Origin of the sequence: Thermomonas paludicola (assembly GCF_024498955.1) — a bacterium.
In the GTDB taxonomy this organism is placed as follows: Bacteria; Pseudomonadota; Gammaproteobacteria; order Xanthomonadales; family Xanthomonadaceae; genus Thermomonas; species Thermomonas paludicola.
Window position 1 is genome coordinate 639,251 of sequence record NZ_CP093311.1, and the last position, 14,013, is coordinate 653,263.

At 54.6% G+C, this 14,013-nt stretch carries 17 protein-coding genes; 6 read left to right on the top strand and 11 right to left on the bottom strand.

Going from position 1 to position 14,013, the window contains the following annotated elements; all coding sequences use genetic code 11:
* The first annotated feature begins 19 nt into the window (after positions 1-19).
* Positions 20-343 carry a hypothetical protein gene (locus LIW09_RS03075; RefSeq protein WP_256646503.1) on the top strand — a complete coding sequence of 108 codons (324 nt, stop codon included), beginning with the start codon at positions 20-22 and terminating at the stop codon, positions 341-343.
* A 15-nt stretch (positions 344-358) separates the two neighbouring features.
* Here LIW09_RS03075 and LIW09_RS03080 read toward each other — a convergent pair whose 3' ends face one another.
* Positions 359-850 (bottom strand): GNAT family N-acetyltransferase, encoded by a 492-nt coding sequence (locus LIW09_RS03080; protein ID WP_256646504.1) that lies wholly within the window; start codon positions 848-850, stop codon positions 359-361.
* Between the two features lie 121 nt (positions 851-971).
* Positions 972-1,346, bottom strand: coding sequence for a hypothetical protein (locus LIW09_RS03085; protein WP_256646505.1), 375 nt, complete (start codon positions 1,344-1,346; stop codon positions 972-974).
* Positions 1,347-1,807: 461 nt separating this feature from the next.
* Between LIW09_RS03085 and LIW09_RS03090 the strand changes: the two genes are divergently transcribed.
* A complete protein-coding gene (locus LIW09_RS03090; protein ID WP_256646506.1) occupies positions 1,808-2,089 on the top strand; it encodes a hypothetical protein in 282 nt (93 codons plus the stop codon).
* A 55-nt stretch (positions 2,090-2,144) separates the two neighbouring features.
* Here LIW09_RS03090 and LIW09_RS03095 read toward each other — a convergent pair whose 3' ends face one another.
* Complete coding sequence (locus tag LIW09_RS03095; RefSeq protein WP_256646507.1) at positions 2,145-2,510, bottom strand: hypothetical protein; 366 nt, start codon at positions 2,508-2,510, stop codon at positions 2,145-2,147.
* Positions 2,511-3,097: 587 nt separating this feature from the next.
* On the bottom strand, positions 3,098-3,565 hold the full coding sequence (locus LIW09_RS03100) for a hypothetical protein (protein ID WP_256646508.1): 468 nt from the start codon (positions 3,563-3,565) through the stop codon (positions 3,098-3,100).
* Between the two features lie 1,886 nt (positions 3,566-5,451).
* Here LIW09_RS03100 and LIW09_RS03105 point away from each other — a divergent pair.
* Positions 5,452-5,775, top strand: a complete 324-nt coding sequence (locus tag LIW09_RS03105; RefSeq protein ID WP_256646509.1) for a Lar family restriction alleviation protein — start codon at positions 5,452-5,454, stop codon at positions 5,773-5,775.
* A gap of 755 nt (positions 5,776-6,530) precedes the next feature.
* Here the strand turns inward: LIW09_RS03105 and LIW09_RS03110 are convergent.
* Together LIW09_RS03110 and LIW09_RS03115 are read right to left on the bottom strand one after the other, a co-directional pair.
* A complete protein-coding gene (locus LIW09_RS03110) occupies positions 6,531-6,809 on the bottom strand; it encodes a hypothetical protein (RefSeq protein WP_256646510.1) in 279 nt (92 codons plus the stop codon).
* 135 nt (positions 6,810-6,944) lie between these two features.
* Entirely contained in the window at positions 6,945-7,298 is a 354-nt protein-coding gene (locus LIW09_RS03115) for a DUF3147 family protein (protein WP_256646511.1), read from the bottom strand.
* 348 nt (positions 7,299-7,646) lie between these two features.
* Between LIW09_RS03115 and LIW09_RS03120 the strand changes: the two genes are divergently transcribed.
* Positions 7,647-8,024: a hypothetical protein gene (locus LIW09_RS03120; RefSeq protein ID WP_256646512.1), complete on the top strand. Its 378-nt coding sequence runs from the start codon at positions 7,647-7,649 to the stop codon at positions 8,022-8,024.
* Positions 8,025-8,134: 110 nt separating this feature from the next.
* Here LIW09_RS03120 and LIW09_RS03125 read toward each other — a convergent pair whose 3' ends face one another.
* The 3 genes from LIW09_RS03125 to LIW09_RS03135 all read right to left on the bottom strand — a co-directional run bounded on the left by LIW09_RS03125 (position 8,135) and on the right by LIW09_RS03135 (position 11,403).
* A complete protein-coding gene (locus tag LIW09_RS03125) occupies positions 8,135-8,512 on the bottom strand; it encodes a DUF6869 domain-containing protein (protein WP_256646513.1) in 378 nt (125 codons plus the stop codon).
* A 915-nt stretch (positions 8,513-9,427) separates the two neighbouring features.
* On the bottom strand, positions 9,428-9,889 hold the full coding sequence (locus tag LIW09_RS03130) for a DUF805 domain-containing protein (protein WP_338064830.1): 462 nt from the start codon (positions 9,887-9,889) through the stop codon (positions 9,428-9,430).
* Positions 9,890-11,067: 1,178 nt separating this feature from the next.
* Positions 11,068-11,403 (bottom strand): hypothetical protein, encoded by a 336-nt coding sequence (locus tag LIW09_RS03135; RefSeq protein ID WP_256646514.1) that lies wholly within the window; start codon positions 11,401-11,403, stop codon positions 11,068-11,070.
* Between the two features lie 116 nt (positions 11,404-11,519).
* Between LIW09_RS03135 and LIW09_RS03140 the strand changes: the two genes are divergently transcribed.
* The gene (locus LIW09_RS03140; protein ID WP_256646515.1) at positions 11,520-11,831 is read left to right on the top strand and encodes a hypothetical protein; all 312 of its coding nucleotides are present in this window, start codon (positions 11,520-11,522) and stop codon (positions 11,829-11,831) included.
* 96 nt (positions 11,832-11,927) lie between these two features.
* On the opposite strand, the gene LIW09_RS03145 is transcribed toward LIW09_RS03140, so the two are convergent.
* Entirely contained in the window at positions 11,928-12,284 is a 357-nt protein-coding gene (locus LIW09_RS03145) for a hypothetical protein (protein WP_256646516.1), read from the bottom strand.
* A gap of 57 nt (positions 12,285-12,341) precedes the next feature.
* Positions 12,342-12,830 carry a hypothetical protein gene (locus LIW09_RS03150; protein WP_256646517.1) on the bottom strand — a complete coding sequence of 163 codons (489 nt, stop codon included), beginning with the start codon at positions 12,828-12,830 and terminating at the stop codon, positions 12,342-12,344.
* A gap of 186 nt (positions 12,831-13,016) precedes the next feature.
* On the opposite strand from LIW09_RS03150, the gene LIW09_RS03155 reads away from it, so the two are divergent.
* On the top strand, positions 13,017-14,012 hold the full coding sequence (locus LIW09_RS03155; RefSeq protein ID WP_256646518.1) for an integron integrase: 996 nt from the start codon (positions 13,017-13,019) through the stop codon (positions 14,010-14,012).
* Position 14,013: the final 1 nt, after the last annotated feature.

Genomic DNA, 14,013 nt, shown 5'->3' on the forward strand with positions numbered 1-14,013 from the left:
GTTGTAACTGGAGAATACGATGACAGAGCAACATGCGGTTCGATGGGCAAAAAGAGAAATCAAGCGCCGTTTGAGTGAGGTCGAGTACACGCGCTGGCACTGGACGCGCGACGCTCAAACAACGCTGTGCAACCGTCGGATCTGCTTAATTTCCGATGAATCACCGATGCTTCCGGAAACATCCGACAACGCTGATCGGGTGACATGCAAGCGATGTAGATCGCTCTTGCAACCTAACGTAGAGGTAACCGGGGCGGCGCGGCAGGACGGCCGGGCCGTGCGGCCGACGATGAACCAAGGCGGTCGCACGGCCCGGCTGGCCTGCCGTGGCGCCTCCGGTTGACCGACATGTTAGGCCTCACGGCTTCAGTAGCCGCATCTGGAGCGCGTTGAAGTAGATGCCGTCATACCTCAATGCTTTCTGCATCAGCGCTTCCGTCTTGAACCCCATCTTTTCGTACAGAGCTATGGCTCGACTGTTGTCTTCGCGCACTTCAAGGACGATTCGGGTGATGCCCTTGATCCAGGCCTTGTCGATGCAGGCTCGCAGGAGACGAGTTCCGAGGCCCTTTGCGCGATAGTCAGGATGCACTCCCATTCCAAGGGTTCCGCAGTGGCTGACTGCGTGTGCCCACGCGGGAAAGATATCTGCCCATCCAACTACGCGATTCCCATCAAGCGCGAAGAACTGAATCGCGTCGTTGACCACGCTCTCTCGGACAAACCCGGCGATCCGTTCAAGTGGAAGCGCCTCAATCTGGGCGAGGTACTTCCTTTCTTTCGCAACGAGGTCAAGGCACTCGCGATAGCTCGCGGCGAATTCCTCTTGGGCTGGGGCGATCGTGATCATCTGGTGAATTGTGAGGCCTAACGCCTGAGTTAAGCCGCACTACGAAATGGCGGCGAATGCGTGTTAGCGTAGCGTAAACACGCATGAGTTGCCATGAAGTAGTGTCGGCTTGAACGAATTGTTAGATGCCAGACTCACCGTGGCCTAGTAGCTCTTGCAACGAGGGCACTGGAAGGAATGGCATGTAATCGTGCCAGCCAAGTAGGAGAGAGAAAGCCACATGAATGGCTGGCGCAGACAGGAATGCTAACACCAGATAACGCCAAAGCTCTTGCCTTGAGAAGTGGAAGGAAACTGGCGGAAGAAGAAGCGTAACCATAGCTGGAACGGTGTAATAGATCCACCAAGGCCAGCCAGCGTTTTGAGTGATTTTGGCAAAGAGCATGCCGCCAACAACAACTATTGCAGCAATGATTAGTACCGAGAGAGAGGTTGGTCGGGTAGGTCGTCGACGAGTGATGAAGCACAAGATCAGCACGAAGACGATCAGCGACACGATGATAAGTATTGGGAAGCGCCATGCTTCAGGTATCACTGATATCTCCACTGGCATCTAACACCTGAATTAAGCCGCGCCGCGAAGCGGCGTCGGCTTGAATGAATTGTTAGACCTGTGCGCTCTTGCGGTGAGCCGTGAAACGAACAGGCCGGAAAGCCAATTTGTACCACGAAATCAAGCGTCGTGTCAGCCACGTGAAGCCCGCTCTGGCTCTTGCTCTACAAGCGAATGCAGGCTGTAGATTTTGACCTTGATCTTGTTGCAAATTTGAAGGCTTCTTGCCGTTCAAGCGAGGTCAAAGAAATGCGTTGCCAGGTAGTGTGCTGTCGCGGGTTTCAATGACTTTGCAAAGTGTGCGCGGCAGGTTGCTCTTCACAGGTCTAACGACCAAGTTCAGCCGTGACGCGAAGCGGCATCGGCTGCAACGCGTTGTTAGACCTCACTGATTGGAGACTCACATGCAAGGCTTTTGGATCACATTCACGGACGGGACGAAGGGCTACTGCCAGGGCGAAAATGCTTATGACGCGGTGCAGATTGCCGAGAAGTTGACAGGCAAGACGGCCGAGGTTGGCGGCAATAAGTGGAAGCCTGAACTGAAAACGCTGCCGTACCCGGCAAGCCCGGTTATCTGGCAGCTAGACCACCCGGTTCACGGCAAATTTCCGCCTTTCTGCTTCCGCCCGGAGCAGTGCTGCGGCAGAACGTCATGCCCGCAGAATCGAAGCTGCACGGAGTGAGGTCTAACACCTGAATTAAGCCGACCCGCGAAGCGGGTTCGGCTTGAATGAATTGTTAGGCCGTGAAGTGCGAGCCACCGCCATCCCAGTCCTTTCGAGCCCAGCCCGGTGTGGGCACAAAACATTCATAGCCTAGCTCCGCAAGCACCATAGCTGACTGATTGGCGTACGTGTCCGCAGACATCGAGTTTGCCGAGATGGGTAGCCAAAAACGGTACTCGGAGAGTCTCTCGTCATCTGAGTAGCAGATTTCTAACTCGGGGTCTTGGCCGACCGAACAGAAGTAGAGCCCCTCAACATAGTTACCACTCTCGCGCTCTTCGTGCTCAAGAACCCCAAGCGCCTGAAAAGCTCGCGCGGAGAACTCAGCGAGAGCGGTTGAGTCCGGTGCTTTAATGAAAATGTCGCTATGTGTGGTCACGGCCTAACACCTGAGTTAAGCCGGACCGCTGCGCGGCTTGGCGTAATGGTACAAATTACCATTTAAGCCGAGCCGCGAAGCGGTCTCGGCTTGAACGACTTGTTAGGGCGCAGACCCAGAGCACCCAAGAACATAAGCTTCCTGATGAGCCCACTCAAAGTTGCCGGCACATGGCTCAACCGTAACGCGTGGATCCAAGCTTGGGCCGCCGGCGGGATTTGAGTCGTAGCTCAATACATACCGATTGCCACTTCTGTCGCGGCCAATTGCACGCCAAGCATCTGAGTCAATGCCTTGAGTTTGAACGGCGAGCCAGAAGGGACGTGCAGCTGCGTCATTCTCCACAGCGCATTTCCAGCCGGACTCAAGATCAGCGTCTAGATAAAGAATGCCGCAATCGTTGGCCGATGGACCAGATATTTCGGCGAGATTACTAGTGATGGGACTCGCAGCAGGCTGATGCGCCGACTTTGCGCACGCACACAACAAGCAGCATGAAATCACCATACCAATGGCGACAATCTTCATATGCGCCCTAACGCCTGAATTAAGCCGCGCCGCGAAGCGGCGTCGGCTTGAATGAATTGTTAGGCCCGCAGTTCATAGGCGCCTAGTAGCCCGTAAAGCTTTCGTAGCAGCGCCTCAAACTGTGGGTCACCCTCAAGGGCGTCTACCCGATAGCGGACGAGGTAAAATTCAGATTCAGTTCTGATCTTGCCGCGGGTCAATACTTTGTCAAGGCGTTTCTCGTCCCTGCTTTGGAACTCAGGGTATTCCGTGGAAATTGCTGAATTGAAAGCCTTTGCCACAGCGGGACGGCACTGAGCCCCGACTGCAGCAATAATGTCGGGCATCTCTCTAAGCCCTTGCTCCAAGCCGGATGCGATCTCGCTGGGTCTAGGAGCTGAATCTTTGGCGAGAAGGCCGGCTACCCAGCTACCGGTGTCGACGGAGTTGCGATGGAGTTTTTGTGCCCAAGGATCAGGAATAGCTTCGATCTCAGCACCGAAACGTTCATACACAGCAACCAGCTTCTGAAGTTTCGTCAGTTTCATCGGAACTTCCATGCGGGCCTAACACCTGAGTTAAGCCGTGCCACTGCACGGCCGCAAACAAGAACGAACATACCGAAAAAAATTGCGGCCGTGAAGTGGCATCGGCTTGAACGAATTGTTAGACCTGTGCGCTCTTGCGGTGAACCGCGAAACGAACAGGCCGGAAAGCCAATTTGTACCACGAAACCAAGCGCCGTGTCAGCTGCGCGAAACCCGCTCTGGCTCTTGCTCTACAAGCGAGCGCAGGCTGTAGATTCTGATCTTGATCTTGTTGCAAATTTGAAAGCTTCTTGCCGTTGAAGCGAGGTCAAAAAACATCTTGCCAGATCATGGGCTGTTGCGGGTTTCAATGACTTTGAAAGGAATGCGCGGCATGTTGCTCTTCACAGGTCTAACACCTGAGTTAAGCCGTGCCACTGCACGGCCGCAAACAAGAACGAACATGCCGAAAAAAATTGCGGCCGTGAAGTGGCATCGGCTTGAACGAATTGTTAGACCTGTGCGCTCTTGCGGTGAACCGCGAAACGAACAGGCTGGAAAGCGAATTTGTACCACGAAACCAAGCGCCGTGTCAGCCACGTGAAGCCCGCTCTGGCTTTTGCTCTACAAGCGAATGCAGGCTGTAGATTTTGATCTTGATCTTGTTGCAAATTTGAAGACTTCTTGCCGTTGAAGCGAGGTCAAAAAACATCTTTCCAGATCATGAGCTGTTGCGAGCTTCAATGACTTTGAAAGGAATGCGCGGCATGTTGCTCTTCACAGGTCTAACACCTGAGTTAAGCCGTGCCACTGCACGGCCGCAAACAAGAACGAACATACCGAAAAAAATTGCGGCCGTGAAGTGGCATCGGCTTGAACGAATTGTTAGACCTGTGCGCTCTTGCAATGAACCGTAAAGTGAACAGGCCCGAAAACCCATTTGTACCACGAAATCAAGCGCCGTGTCAGTCACGTGAAGCCCGCTCTGGCTCTTGCTCTACAAGCGAATGCAGGCTGTAGATTTTGATCTTGATCTTGTTGCAAATTTGAAAGCTTCTTGCCGTTGAAGCGAGGTCAAAAAACACCTTGCCAGATCATGATCTGTTGCGAGCTTCAATGACTTTGAAAGGAATGCGCGGCTTGTTGCTCTTCACAGGTCTAACACCTGAATTAAGCCGCGCCGCGAAGCGGCGTCGGCTTGAATGAATTGTTAGACCTGTGCGCTCTTGCGGTGAGCCGTGAAACGAACAGGCCGGAAAGCCAATTTGTACCACGAAACCAAGCGCCGTGTCAGCTGCGTGAAACCCGCTCTGGCTCTTGCTCTACAAGCGAACGCAGGCTGTAGATTTTGATCTTGATCCTGTTGCAAATTTGAAAGCTTCTTGCCGTTGAAGCGAGGTCAAAAATATCTTTCCAGATCATGAGCTGTTGCAGGCTTTAATGGCTTTGCAAGAAGTGTGCGGCTTGTTGCTCTTCACGGGTCTAACACCTGAATTAAGCCGCGCCGCGAAGCGGCGTCGGCTTGAATGAATTGTTAGACCTGTGCGCTCTTGCGGTGAACCGCGAAACGAACAGGCCGGAAAGCCAATTTGTACCACGAAACCAAGCGCCGTGTCAGCTGCGCGAAACCCGCTCTGGCTCTTGCTCTACAAGCGAACGCAGGCTGTAGATTTTGATCTTGATCTTGTTGCAATCTTGAAAGCTTCTTGCCGTTGAAGCGAGGTCAAAAAACGTCTTGCCAGATCATGCGTTGTGCGGGTGTCAATGTCTTTGCAAAGCACGCGCGGCATGTTGCTCTTCACAGGTCTAACACCTGAGCTAACCCGCGCCGCCGTGAGCGCGTGATTTCACCGTGAACCCGAAGCGGCGTCGGGTTGAGCGAATTGTTAGGGCGCGGAGGCCCGAATATGAAGCCAATCAAGATGCTGCCATGCCCCTTCTGCGAAGGCCCGCCATCCGTGATTGTGCAAAACGATCACCCGGACTATGGCCTTGCACTGCGACTAGATGGCTATGGGGAAATAGGAAAGGAAGTACGGGCGTTTGTTTTCTGCCACGAATGCGGCGCACGAAGCGAAACCGAAGAAGATTGCATTTATACGGGTGATGAGTACGACGATTTAGAGGCTCGCGCCTGCGTGCGATGGAACCAGCGCGATAGCCGCCATCGCTCCATGTACGACGAAGGCGATGCACGAGGCTTGAACCTTCACCCGCGCCCTAACACCTGAATTAAGCCGCGCCGCGAAGCGGCGTCGGCTTGAATGAATTGTTAGACCTGTGCGCTCTTGCGGTGAGCCGTGAAACGAACAGGCCGGAAAGCCAATTTGTACCACGAAATCAAGCGTCGTGTCAGCCACGTGAAGCCCGCTCTGGCTCTTGCTCTACAAGCGAATGCAGGCTGTAGATTTTGACCTTGATCTTGTTGCAAATTTGAAAGCTTCTTGCCGTTGAAGCGAGGTCAAAAAATGTCTTATCAGATCATGCGTTGTGCGGGTGTCAATGTCTTTGCAAAGCACGCGCGGCTTGTTGCTCTTCACAGGTCTAACACCTGAGTTAAGCCGCGCCGCGAAGCGGCGTCGGCTTGAACGAATTGTTAGAACTCACGAAGCATGTCCTCAGCGCATCCGTCGCGATATTCCTCCAAGTCAAGCATTGTATTGTGAACGGCAGCCGCATCGACTTTGTCTCTAACGATCAGGTGCACTGCCTCAATAAATGCAATCGCTTTTCTTTGTTCAAAATTTTTGCCGTGGACATAGGAGTTGCATGCAAGAGTTGTGCTTCTGTAAGCGTCAGAAGCGCGGATTGTGTCCGGCCAAGGAACAAGCTTGACATTGGCTGTTCCAGGGGTCCAACAAAGCATAGCGTTCGTGCAATCGAAGCGCGGATCTTCTAGCTTTTTGTGCATGATCGAAATTCTCCCAGTGAGTTCTAACACCTGAGTTAAGCCGCGCCGCGAAGCGGCGTCGGCTTGAACGAATTGTTAGGCGCGTCGCGATAAAGCCGGGCGCAGCACCTTGGCAGCCAAGCCTGCCACAACCGCCACAATGAAGCCAAAGCCGGCGAAGAGTGCGAATGCCTTTGCCCCAGTTGGCTCAGGTGGCCCGGCTTGGAGGAAGCAGGCCACGTAAAACACAACAAATGTGGCAACGCCGCTTGCCACGGACGCAAGCCAGAAATTCCGGATGCGCCAATGCGTGACAACGGCCATCACGATTGCGATAACAAACAGCACGATCACGCCTTGAGGAAGTTGCGGCATTTGCAAGACTCCTTGGTTAAGCGCCTAACACCTGAGTTAAGCCGGACCGATTTGCGGCCACGGCAGAGTGACAATCTTACGTTGCTCTGCCGAGGCCGCGAAACGGTCTCGGCTTGAACGAATTGTTAGGCCTGTTTACGGCAGTAGGTGTATGCCAAACGGGCGAAGCACTACTGCGAACAAACCAAAACAGACAAAGGTGATGACGGCGGACGCCAGCATGCTTGGCCAGAAGCCGATACGAGCGAGTAGCCAAGGAAAGGCGAGGAACATCGGCAGCGTGGGAACTACGTACCAGAATGTATACCAGGCGTGGTTGGCGATTTTTGCCTGAGGCTGCTTGTCGACGTACAGCCAGATCAGGGCGAGAAACGTGACAAGCGGCAGTGCAGCGAGAAAGCCGCCGAGCTTGTCGCTTCGCTTTGCCACCTCCGAGACGATCACAACGACTGCTGCAGTCAGCAAGTACTTGGAGATCAGCCAGCCCATGAACTCTCCAGAACAGGCCTAACACCTGAGTTAAGCCGTGCCACTGCACGGCCGCAAACAAGAACGAACATACCGAAAAAAATTGCGGCCGTGAAGTGGCATCGGCTTGAACGAATTGTTAGACCTGTGCGCTCTTGCGGTGAACCGCGAAACGAACAGGCTGGAAAGCGAATTTGTACCACGAAACCAAGCGCCGTGTCAGCTGCGCGAAACTCGCTCTGGCTCTTGCTCTACAAGCGAACGCAGGCTGTAGATTTTGACTTTGATCTTGTTGCAAATTTGAAAGCTTCTTGCCGTTGAAGCGAGGTCAAAAACATCTTTCCAGATCATGAGCTGTTGCGAGTTTCAATGGCTTCGCAAGGAAAGCGCGGCTTGTTGCTCTTCACAGGTCTAACACCTGAGTTAAGCCGCGCCGCGAAGCGGCGTCGGCTTGAACGAATTGTTAGGTGGCACATGGAACCGACACGGATCAACAAGGCAGTCGCCAAGGTGCAAATCGACGCGGAAAGCCTGCGCGAGCAGAACATCGCTCGCCGCATGCTCGGCGAGCCGGTGCTGCACGAATGCAGCATTTGCGGGCATTGCGCGGAGTGGAACGATTCGTGGACGTGGTACGGCAGCGAGCTTGATGCCGATTCTGGAAAGGTGGCGAAGTTTTGCAGCGCGGAGTGCATGGGCAAAGAGCCTGGCGCGAAAGTGCTGCAACGGGTGCGACGTGCCACCTAACGCCTGAGTTAAGCCGACCTGCGTAGTGGCGGCGGCGGAGTGCTAGCGTACCGCAAGCACGCAGGCGCCGCCACGAAGTAGGGTCGGCTTGAACGAATTGTTAGGCGGCACTACCACGTGCCACCGCGAGCCGCTTCAACACGAGCCCATACGCTTGGTGTGCTGCTGGTCCACACACCGCCAAGTAGGTGATGAAATGCCGGATCACGCCGAGCATGAAGTTCAATACGCTCGATAAAGTTGGGGCCAGCGTAATCAATTAGATCCTCAAGCGGTCCAGCGGCGAGGCTGCCAATGACAGAATCGGGTGGATTGCGCGACAGAATCTCCAAAATTGCAGCCCAGCAATCCTCAGCGCTTGCCGCATCGGAGGGAAGCATGAAGCGCTCTGCCGCCCAAAAGAGTGGGTGGCCATCAAGCGAGCGTTCGCTGTCTTGCTGCAGAGCGATGTAAGCGGTTGCCCAGTCTCTAATGGCTTGCGAATCCATGCATGTGCCGCCTAACACCTGAATTAAGCCGCGCCACGAAGTGGCGTCGGCTTGAATGAATTGTTAGGCACCAACCGCGAACCGTTATCCACGACTGGTGCCTTGAACCAAGGCAAGCGCCTCACCAAGCACGCCTTGACCCATTGTGTCTCGAACGGTGTCGTTGAGCGAGCCGGCTAGGAACTCCTCCCAAGAGCAGGTCCGAGAGCCGGAAGAATGCGCGAAGCGGCCAACGGCAATGCACACCGTGCGATTGTCTAATGCCATGAGCTGATACAACTCGCCGCCAGAGATGTCTAGGGTCCACTCGCGAATCTTTTGTGGCGGTTTGTAGGGAGCTGTCATTGGTGCCTAACACCAGAATTAAGCCGAGCCGCGAAGCGGCTTCGGCTTGAATGAATTGTTAGGCTGCGGCCCCATTAATGCGTGCGGCTAAAGAACAGCACAAGGAGAAGGGCGACCACTAGCCCGGCTTGGACACAGCGATCAATAAATTTGTCCTGGTTGATCTCCCACCACGTTGGTGTTGGCACTCCTGAAAGAAGTAGGCGGAATCCTTGGTCATCATCAGCAGCGATGGTTATTGGGAGCCCATCTCTATCTGACTTGGTTGTCAAGATTGAGCCATCTGGAAGTAGGTACAACATCGCGTCACCTGCAGGGATTATGCGTCGTGACGGATGGCGTAAGTCAAGCGTGTCTTTAGGACTGTCAGAGAGCCTAAGTGTGTAACCTGCATGTAAGAGGATCGACAATCTCCAATTACATGGGTTCTCTGCTTGGGGTTGCATTAATGTCTCTCCGCAGCCTAACGTTTGAGCTCAGGGCGCGGCCCGTCAGGGCCGTCGACCCTGCAGCGAATGGTTAGACGCGCCAGCACTGATTTGCATTAACGCGGCCGGAACAACCCGGTTTCTATACCAGATTGCCGTAGTCATTCTCCCGGTCGTCTCCCTTACTTGCGAGCCAATATATCAAGGGGATCAACCCAATCACAGTAAACGCGATTAGCTGCCACCAGCCGCTGTGATTCGTGTCATGAAGCCTGCGAGAGCCCGCTGCGAGAACAGGGATCAGAACGGCAAGGTTAATAACCAGAGATAGAATTTGCGTACTGTCTACCAAGATGGCGCCCCAACTTAGAAGCACTGTAAATAGATAAAACCACCAGTACTCTGGCCTGGCAGACCTGCCATTGAAGTCTGCGTATTTAGAAAAACACGTTGATATCGCTTTCCCGAATGTCATCTGACTTACAGCGCCGCTATCCATGGAAACCACACCGACTTCGACGCTGGTTGCACCAAGGCTCTTGCCGCAACCAGAGCAGAACTTTGAATCGTTTGAGTTTTCAACTCCACACTTTTGACAGAACATGTCTTTCTCCTTGTGATGATTGACTATTCAGAGCGCGTCTAACACCTGAGTTAAGCCGTGCCACTGCACGGCCGCAAATAAGAACGAACATACCGAAAAAAATTGCGGCCGTGAAGTGGCATCGGCTTGAACGAATTGTTAGACCTGTGCGCTCTTGCGGTGAACCGTGAAACGAACAGGCCGGAACGCCAATTTGTACCACGAAATCAAGCGCCGTGTCAGCCACGTGAAGCCCGCTCTGGCTCTTGCTCTACAAACGAACGCAGGCTGTAGATCTTGACCTTGATCTTGTTGCAAATTCGAAAGCTTCTTGCTGTTCAAGCGAGATCAAAGAAATGCGTTGCCAAGTAGTGTGCTGTCGCGGATTTCAATGACTTTGCAAGCACTGCGCGGCATGTTGCTCTTCACAGGTCTAACACCTGAATTAAGCCGCGCCGCGAAGCGGCGTCGGCTTGAATGAATTGTTATGACTCACGTTGCCGCAATTTTTGTACAGCCGGATGGATGCTATGCAGGACTGCCGGGAATTGACGCTTGGCCGGAACAGAGAGACGCCCGCAAATATCGTGGGCCGTGGCCGGTCGTTGCGCACCCGCCGTGCCAGTTGTGGGGCGCGTTTGCGCCGATCAATTACAAGCGGTGGGGCGGCGAACACAACCGACCCGGAAACGACGGCGGATGCTTTGCCCACGCGCTTGAATCCGTGTGCAGATTTGGCGGCGTGCTGGAACACCCGGCAAAAACTCGGGCATGGGCGGCGCACGGGCTTGCAGCGCCCGCAGGCATTGGCTGGCAGCGGTGCATCGATGGCGGATGGGTTTGTGAGGTGTGGCAAAGCGCCTACGGACACCGTGCGGCGAAAGCAACGTGGCTCTACTACCACGGGACCGAGCCGCCGCTGCAATTGCGATGGGGAAGGCCGAAAGGCACGCACCAGATTGGATTCCATGACCAGCGAGGAAAAGCGGCGAACAAGCCGACGCTGGGGAGATGCGAAGCGAACGCAACGCCAATTGAGTTTCGGGACGCGCTTATTGCTTTGGCACGACACGCGGCGGGGATGCCTGCTGTGAGTCATAACACCTGAGTTAAGCCGCACCGCTGCACGGCCGCGACCAAGAAACGCAACATACCGAAAAAATTCGCGGCCGTGAAGCGGTGTCGGCTTGAACGAATTGTTAGGTTGCATGCTTGCGGACGGTGAATGCAAGCAGCCAGCACAGCATGGCAACCAGCGCGGCATTGGCTAAATACAAATGTGCGAGCGGAACATTGGCGATTTGGCTATGCATAAGTTCTAACGCAGCCGGGTGACCAGCATGCAACCAACGACTAAGTGCTTGGGAAATTATGGGGCCGGCAAGCAGCCAAAATGTAACGACAACAAGCGCTGGCAGCTTGGAGTTGCTACGCAACTTTTGTCGAAGTTTTACAAAGGCGGGGATACCAGAAACAGCAATAGTAGCGAGCGCAATCTGCATGGCTGTAAACACAGTGGCGAGATCATTTCCCATGCAACCTAACGGTTGAATTAAGCCGCTGCGCTGCGGCAGAACACAAACCCCGAGCCGGATCGAAGCGCAGTCGGCTTGAATGAATTGTTAGGGCGCAACCACAGCGGAGCGATGAAATGACCACCATTGACCGATACAAGATCGAAGCAGAGCAGGACTGGCGCGGATGGATCGACAAGATTCCCGCGATCAAGTTTGACGCCGGATGGAAGGTGCAGGTGATCCCGCCGTTCTCCGGCGCGTTGGCACGCTTCCGCGTGACCGAGGGCGACAAGACCGCAAGCGTTTACTTGGACGGGTACGAAGAAATTGGCTGTTTTGGGGAGCCGTATTGGGAGGTTTATCCAGTGGGCGATGACGTAGGCCGCTGCGCGATGGCGGACACCGACGAATTGCTTTCACTTATCCGCCAGTCGATTGCGCCCTAACGCCTGAGTTAAGCCGACCGGCGTAGCGGCGGCAAATAAGAACGAACCAACCTTAGCACATTGCCGCCGCGAAGCTGGGTCGGCTTGAACGAATTGTTAGCTGCCAGCCTGCTCACTCTCGCGGGCCCCGAGTGAAGCTGCGGACAACAGGATAGATACTGTGAGCCACAGTAGGAATAAGTCCCAGAAGGCTTGAATGAAGGCAAGTGGCGTGAGTAAAAGTCCGGTGGCACTTTGATAATAGGAGACTCTCTCTGAGATATTGATGCCGATAAAGCTACAGTCTGGTACGAGCTGAACATAGGAGTCTTGGACATGCATGCAACCAGTAAGCTCGGCCAGACGGTTGGCCAAGACGGTTCCAATGAACGGAATGCTTAGCGCGATCGTCACTGATACCAGTGCCACCCAAGAAGATATGGCAGCTAATCCGTAAGCGAGCGAAGATTTCATGGCAGCTAACGCTTGAGTTAAGCCGATCTGCGTAGCGCAGGCAACGGCGTGGCAAGCTTAACCTGCCACGCCGTTGCCGGAGCGAAGCGGAGTCGGCTTGAACGAATTGTTAGGTGCGTAACGATGATGCCTAAGCACAGAGCCAAACGCGGTAGATAGCTGAAATAGGAATAAAGTTTCCAAGAATCTGAGCAAGTCATCTGTAAGTGTCGGCGCGAGAAAATGGCTTGCGGTATAGCGAGGAAAGCCTGTGTGAACAAAGCTGATCGTAATCGCCGCAATAGAAAATGCCAATCCAAGCTGTAATCCTCTTTGGATTGGAGGGCGTTCTGAAAACAGGCCAAAAATGATGCCTGGGATTAGCCAGTAGAGGTTGGTCACAGCACGGAGTGCGAAGATTTTAGGAGCTTGGATCGGCGCGTAAATTTGCACTAGAGGCCCGCCGCCCCATTGAGCAATCTCTATCTTGTGAGCAACTAATGGTTCTGCTAGACCAAGTGAAATGGCTAGCACAAGACATCCAATCAGTAGCCATAAATTCTTCATAAGCACCTAACACCTAGTCGATCCCAAAAGCGGGATGTCGCCAAGAGTATGCATGCGAGGGTGGGTCTTTGCCAACCAGAAAAATCCTACCTTAAAACAAAGCGTTACCTTGTAGTCGCTGGCCATGAATCGACGGATGCTGGGGTGGGAAATCCAGCAAAAGTGGGATGTATGACAAATCCAACGATGTGGCGCGGCAAGCAGGGGGTTTCTGGAAATCCGGCGCATACGCCTGGGCTGCTCCAGAAGGTGCGGCAGCGGTGTCGCCTTTGCCATTACAGCATTCGCACGGAGCAGGCCTATGTTGCATGGATCTGGCGCTTCATTCGTGCCAATGGCGGCAAGCATCCGCGAGGGATGGGCAAGGCAGAGGTTGAAGCCTTTTTGACTGGTTTGGCGACCGAGGGGCAGGTAGCGGCATCGACGCAGAATCAGGCGCTGTCGGCACTGCTGTTCCTGTATCAGAAGGTGCTTGAAATGCAGTTGCGCTGGTTGGACGACGTTGTGCGGGCAAAGCGGCCACGAAGGCTTCCGGTTGTGCTGTCCCGGAGTGAGGTTGATCGCCTCATGGCGATGCTGGACGGGCAGGCATGGCTGCAAGCGGGGCTGTTGTATGGAACCGGGATGCGCTTGATGGAATGCATCCGCATGCGCGTGAAGGATGTCGATTTCGAGCGTCGTGAGATTACCGTTCGCGCCGGCAAGGGAGGCGGAGACCGGCGTGTGCCGCTGCCGCAGCGGCTGCAGGACCCGCTGCGACTGGCGGTTGAGCGCGCCGGACTGTTGGGTGCGCAGGATCGTTTGGCAGGCATTGGCGGGGTCTGGCTGCCGCATGCATTGGCGCGGAAATATCCGAACGCTGGCAACGAACCGGGCTGGCAGTATGTGTTCCCGGCGGCATCTCCCTCTCTGGATCCAAGTAGCGGGGTTGTTCGGCGGCATCATGTCGATGAAGCCACCTTGCAGCGCGCAGTGCAGCGTGCGCGGCAGCGAGCTGGCATCATCAAGCCCGCGACGTGTCACACCCTGCGCCACTCCTTCGCCACCCACCTGCTGGAGGCGGGTTATGACATCCGCACCATTCAGGAGCTGCTTGGGCACAAGGATGTCGCCACGACGCAGATTTACACGCATGTGCTCAATCGTGGTGGTCTGGGTGTGCGCAGTCCGCTGGATGGGTGAG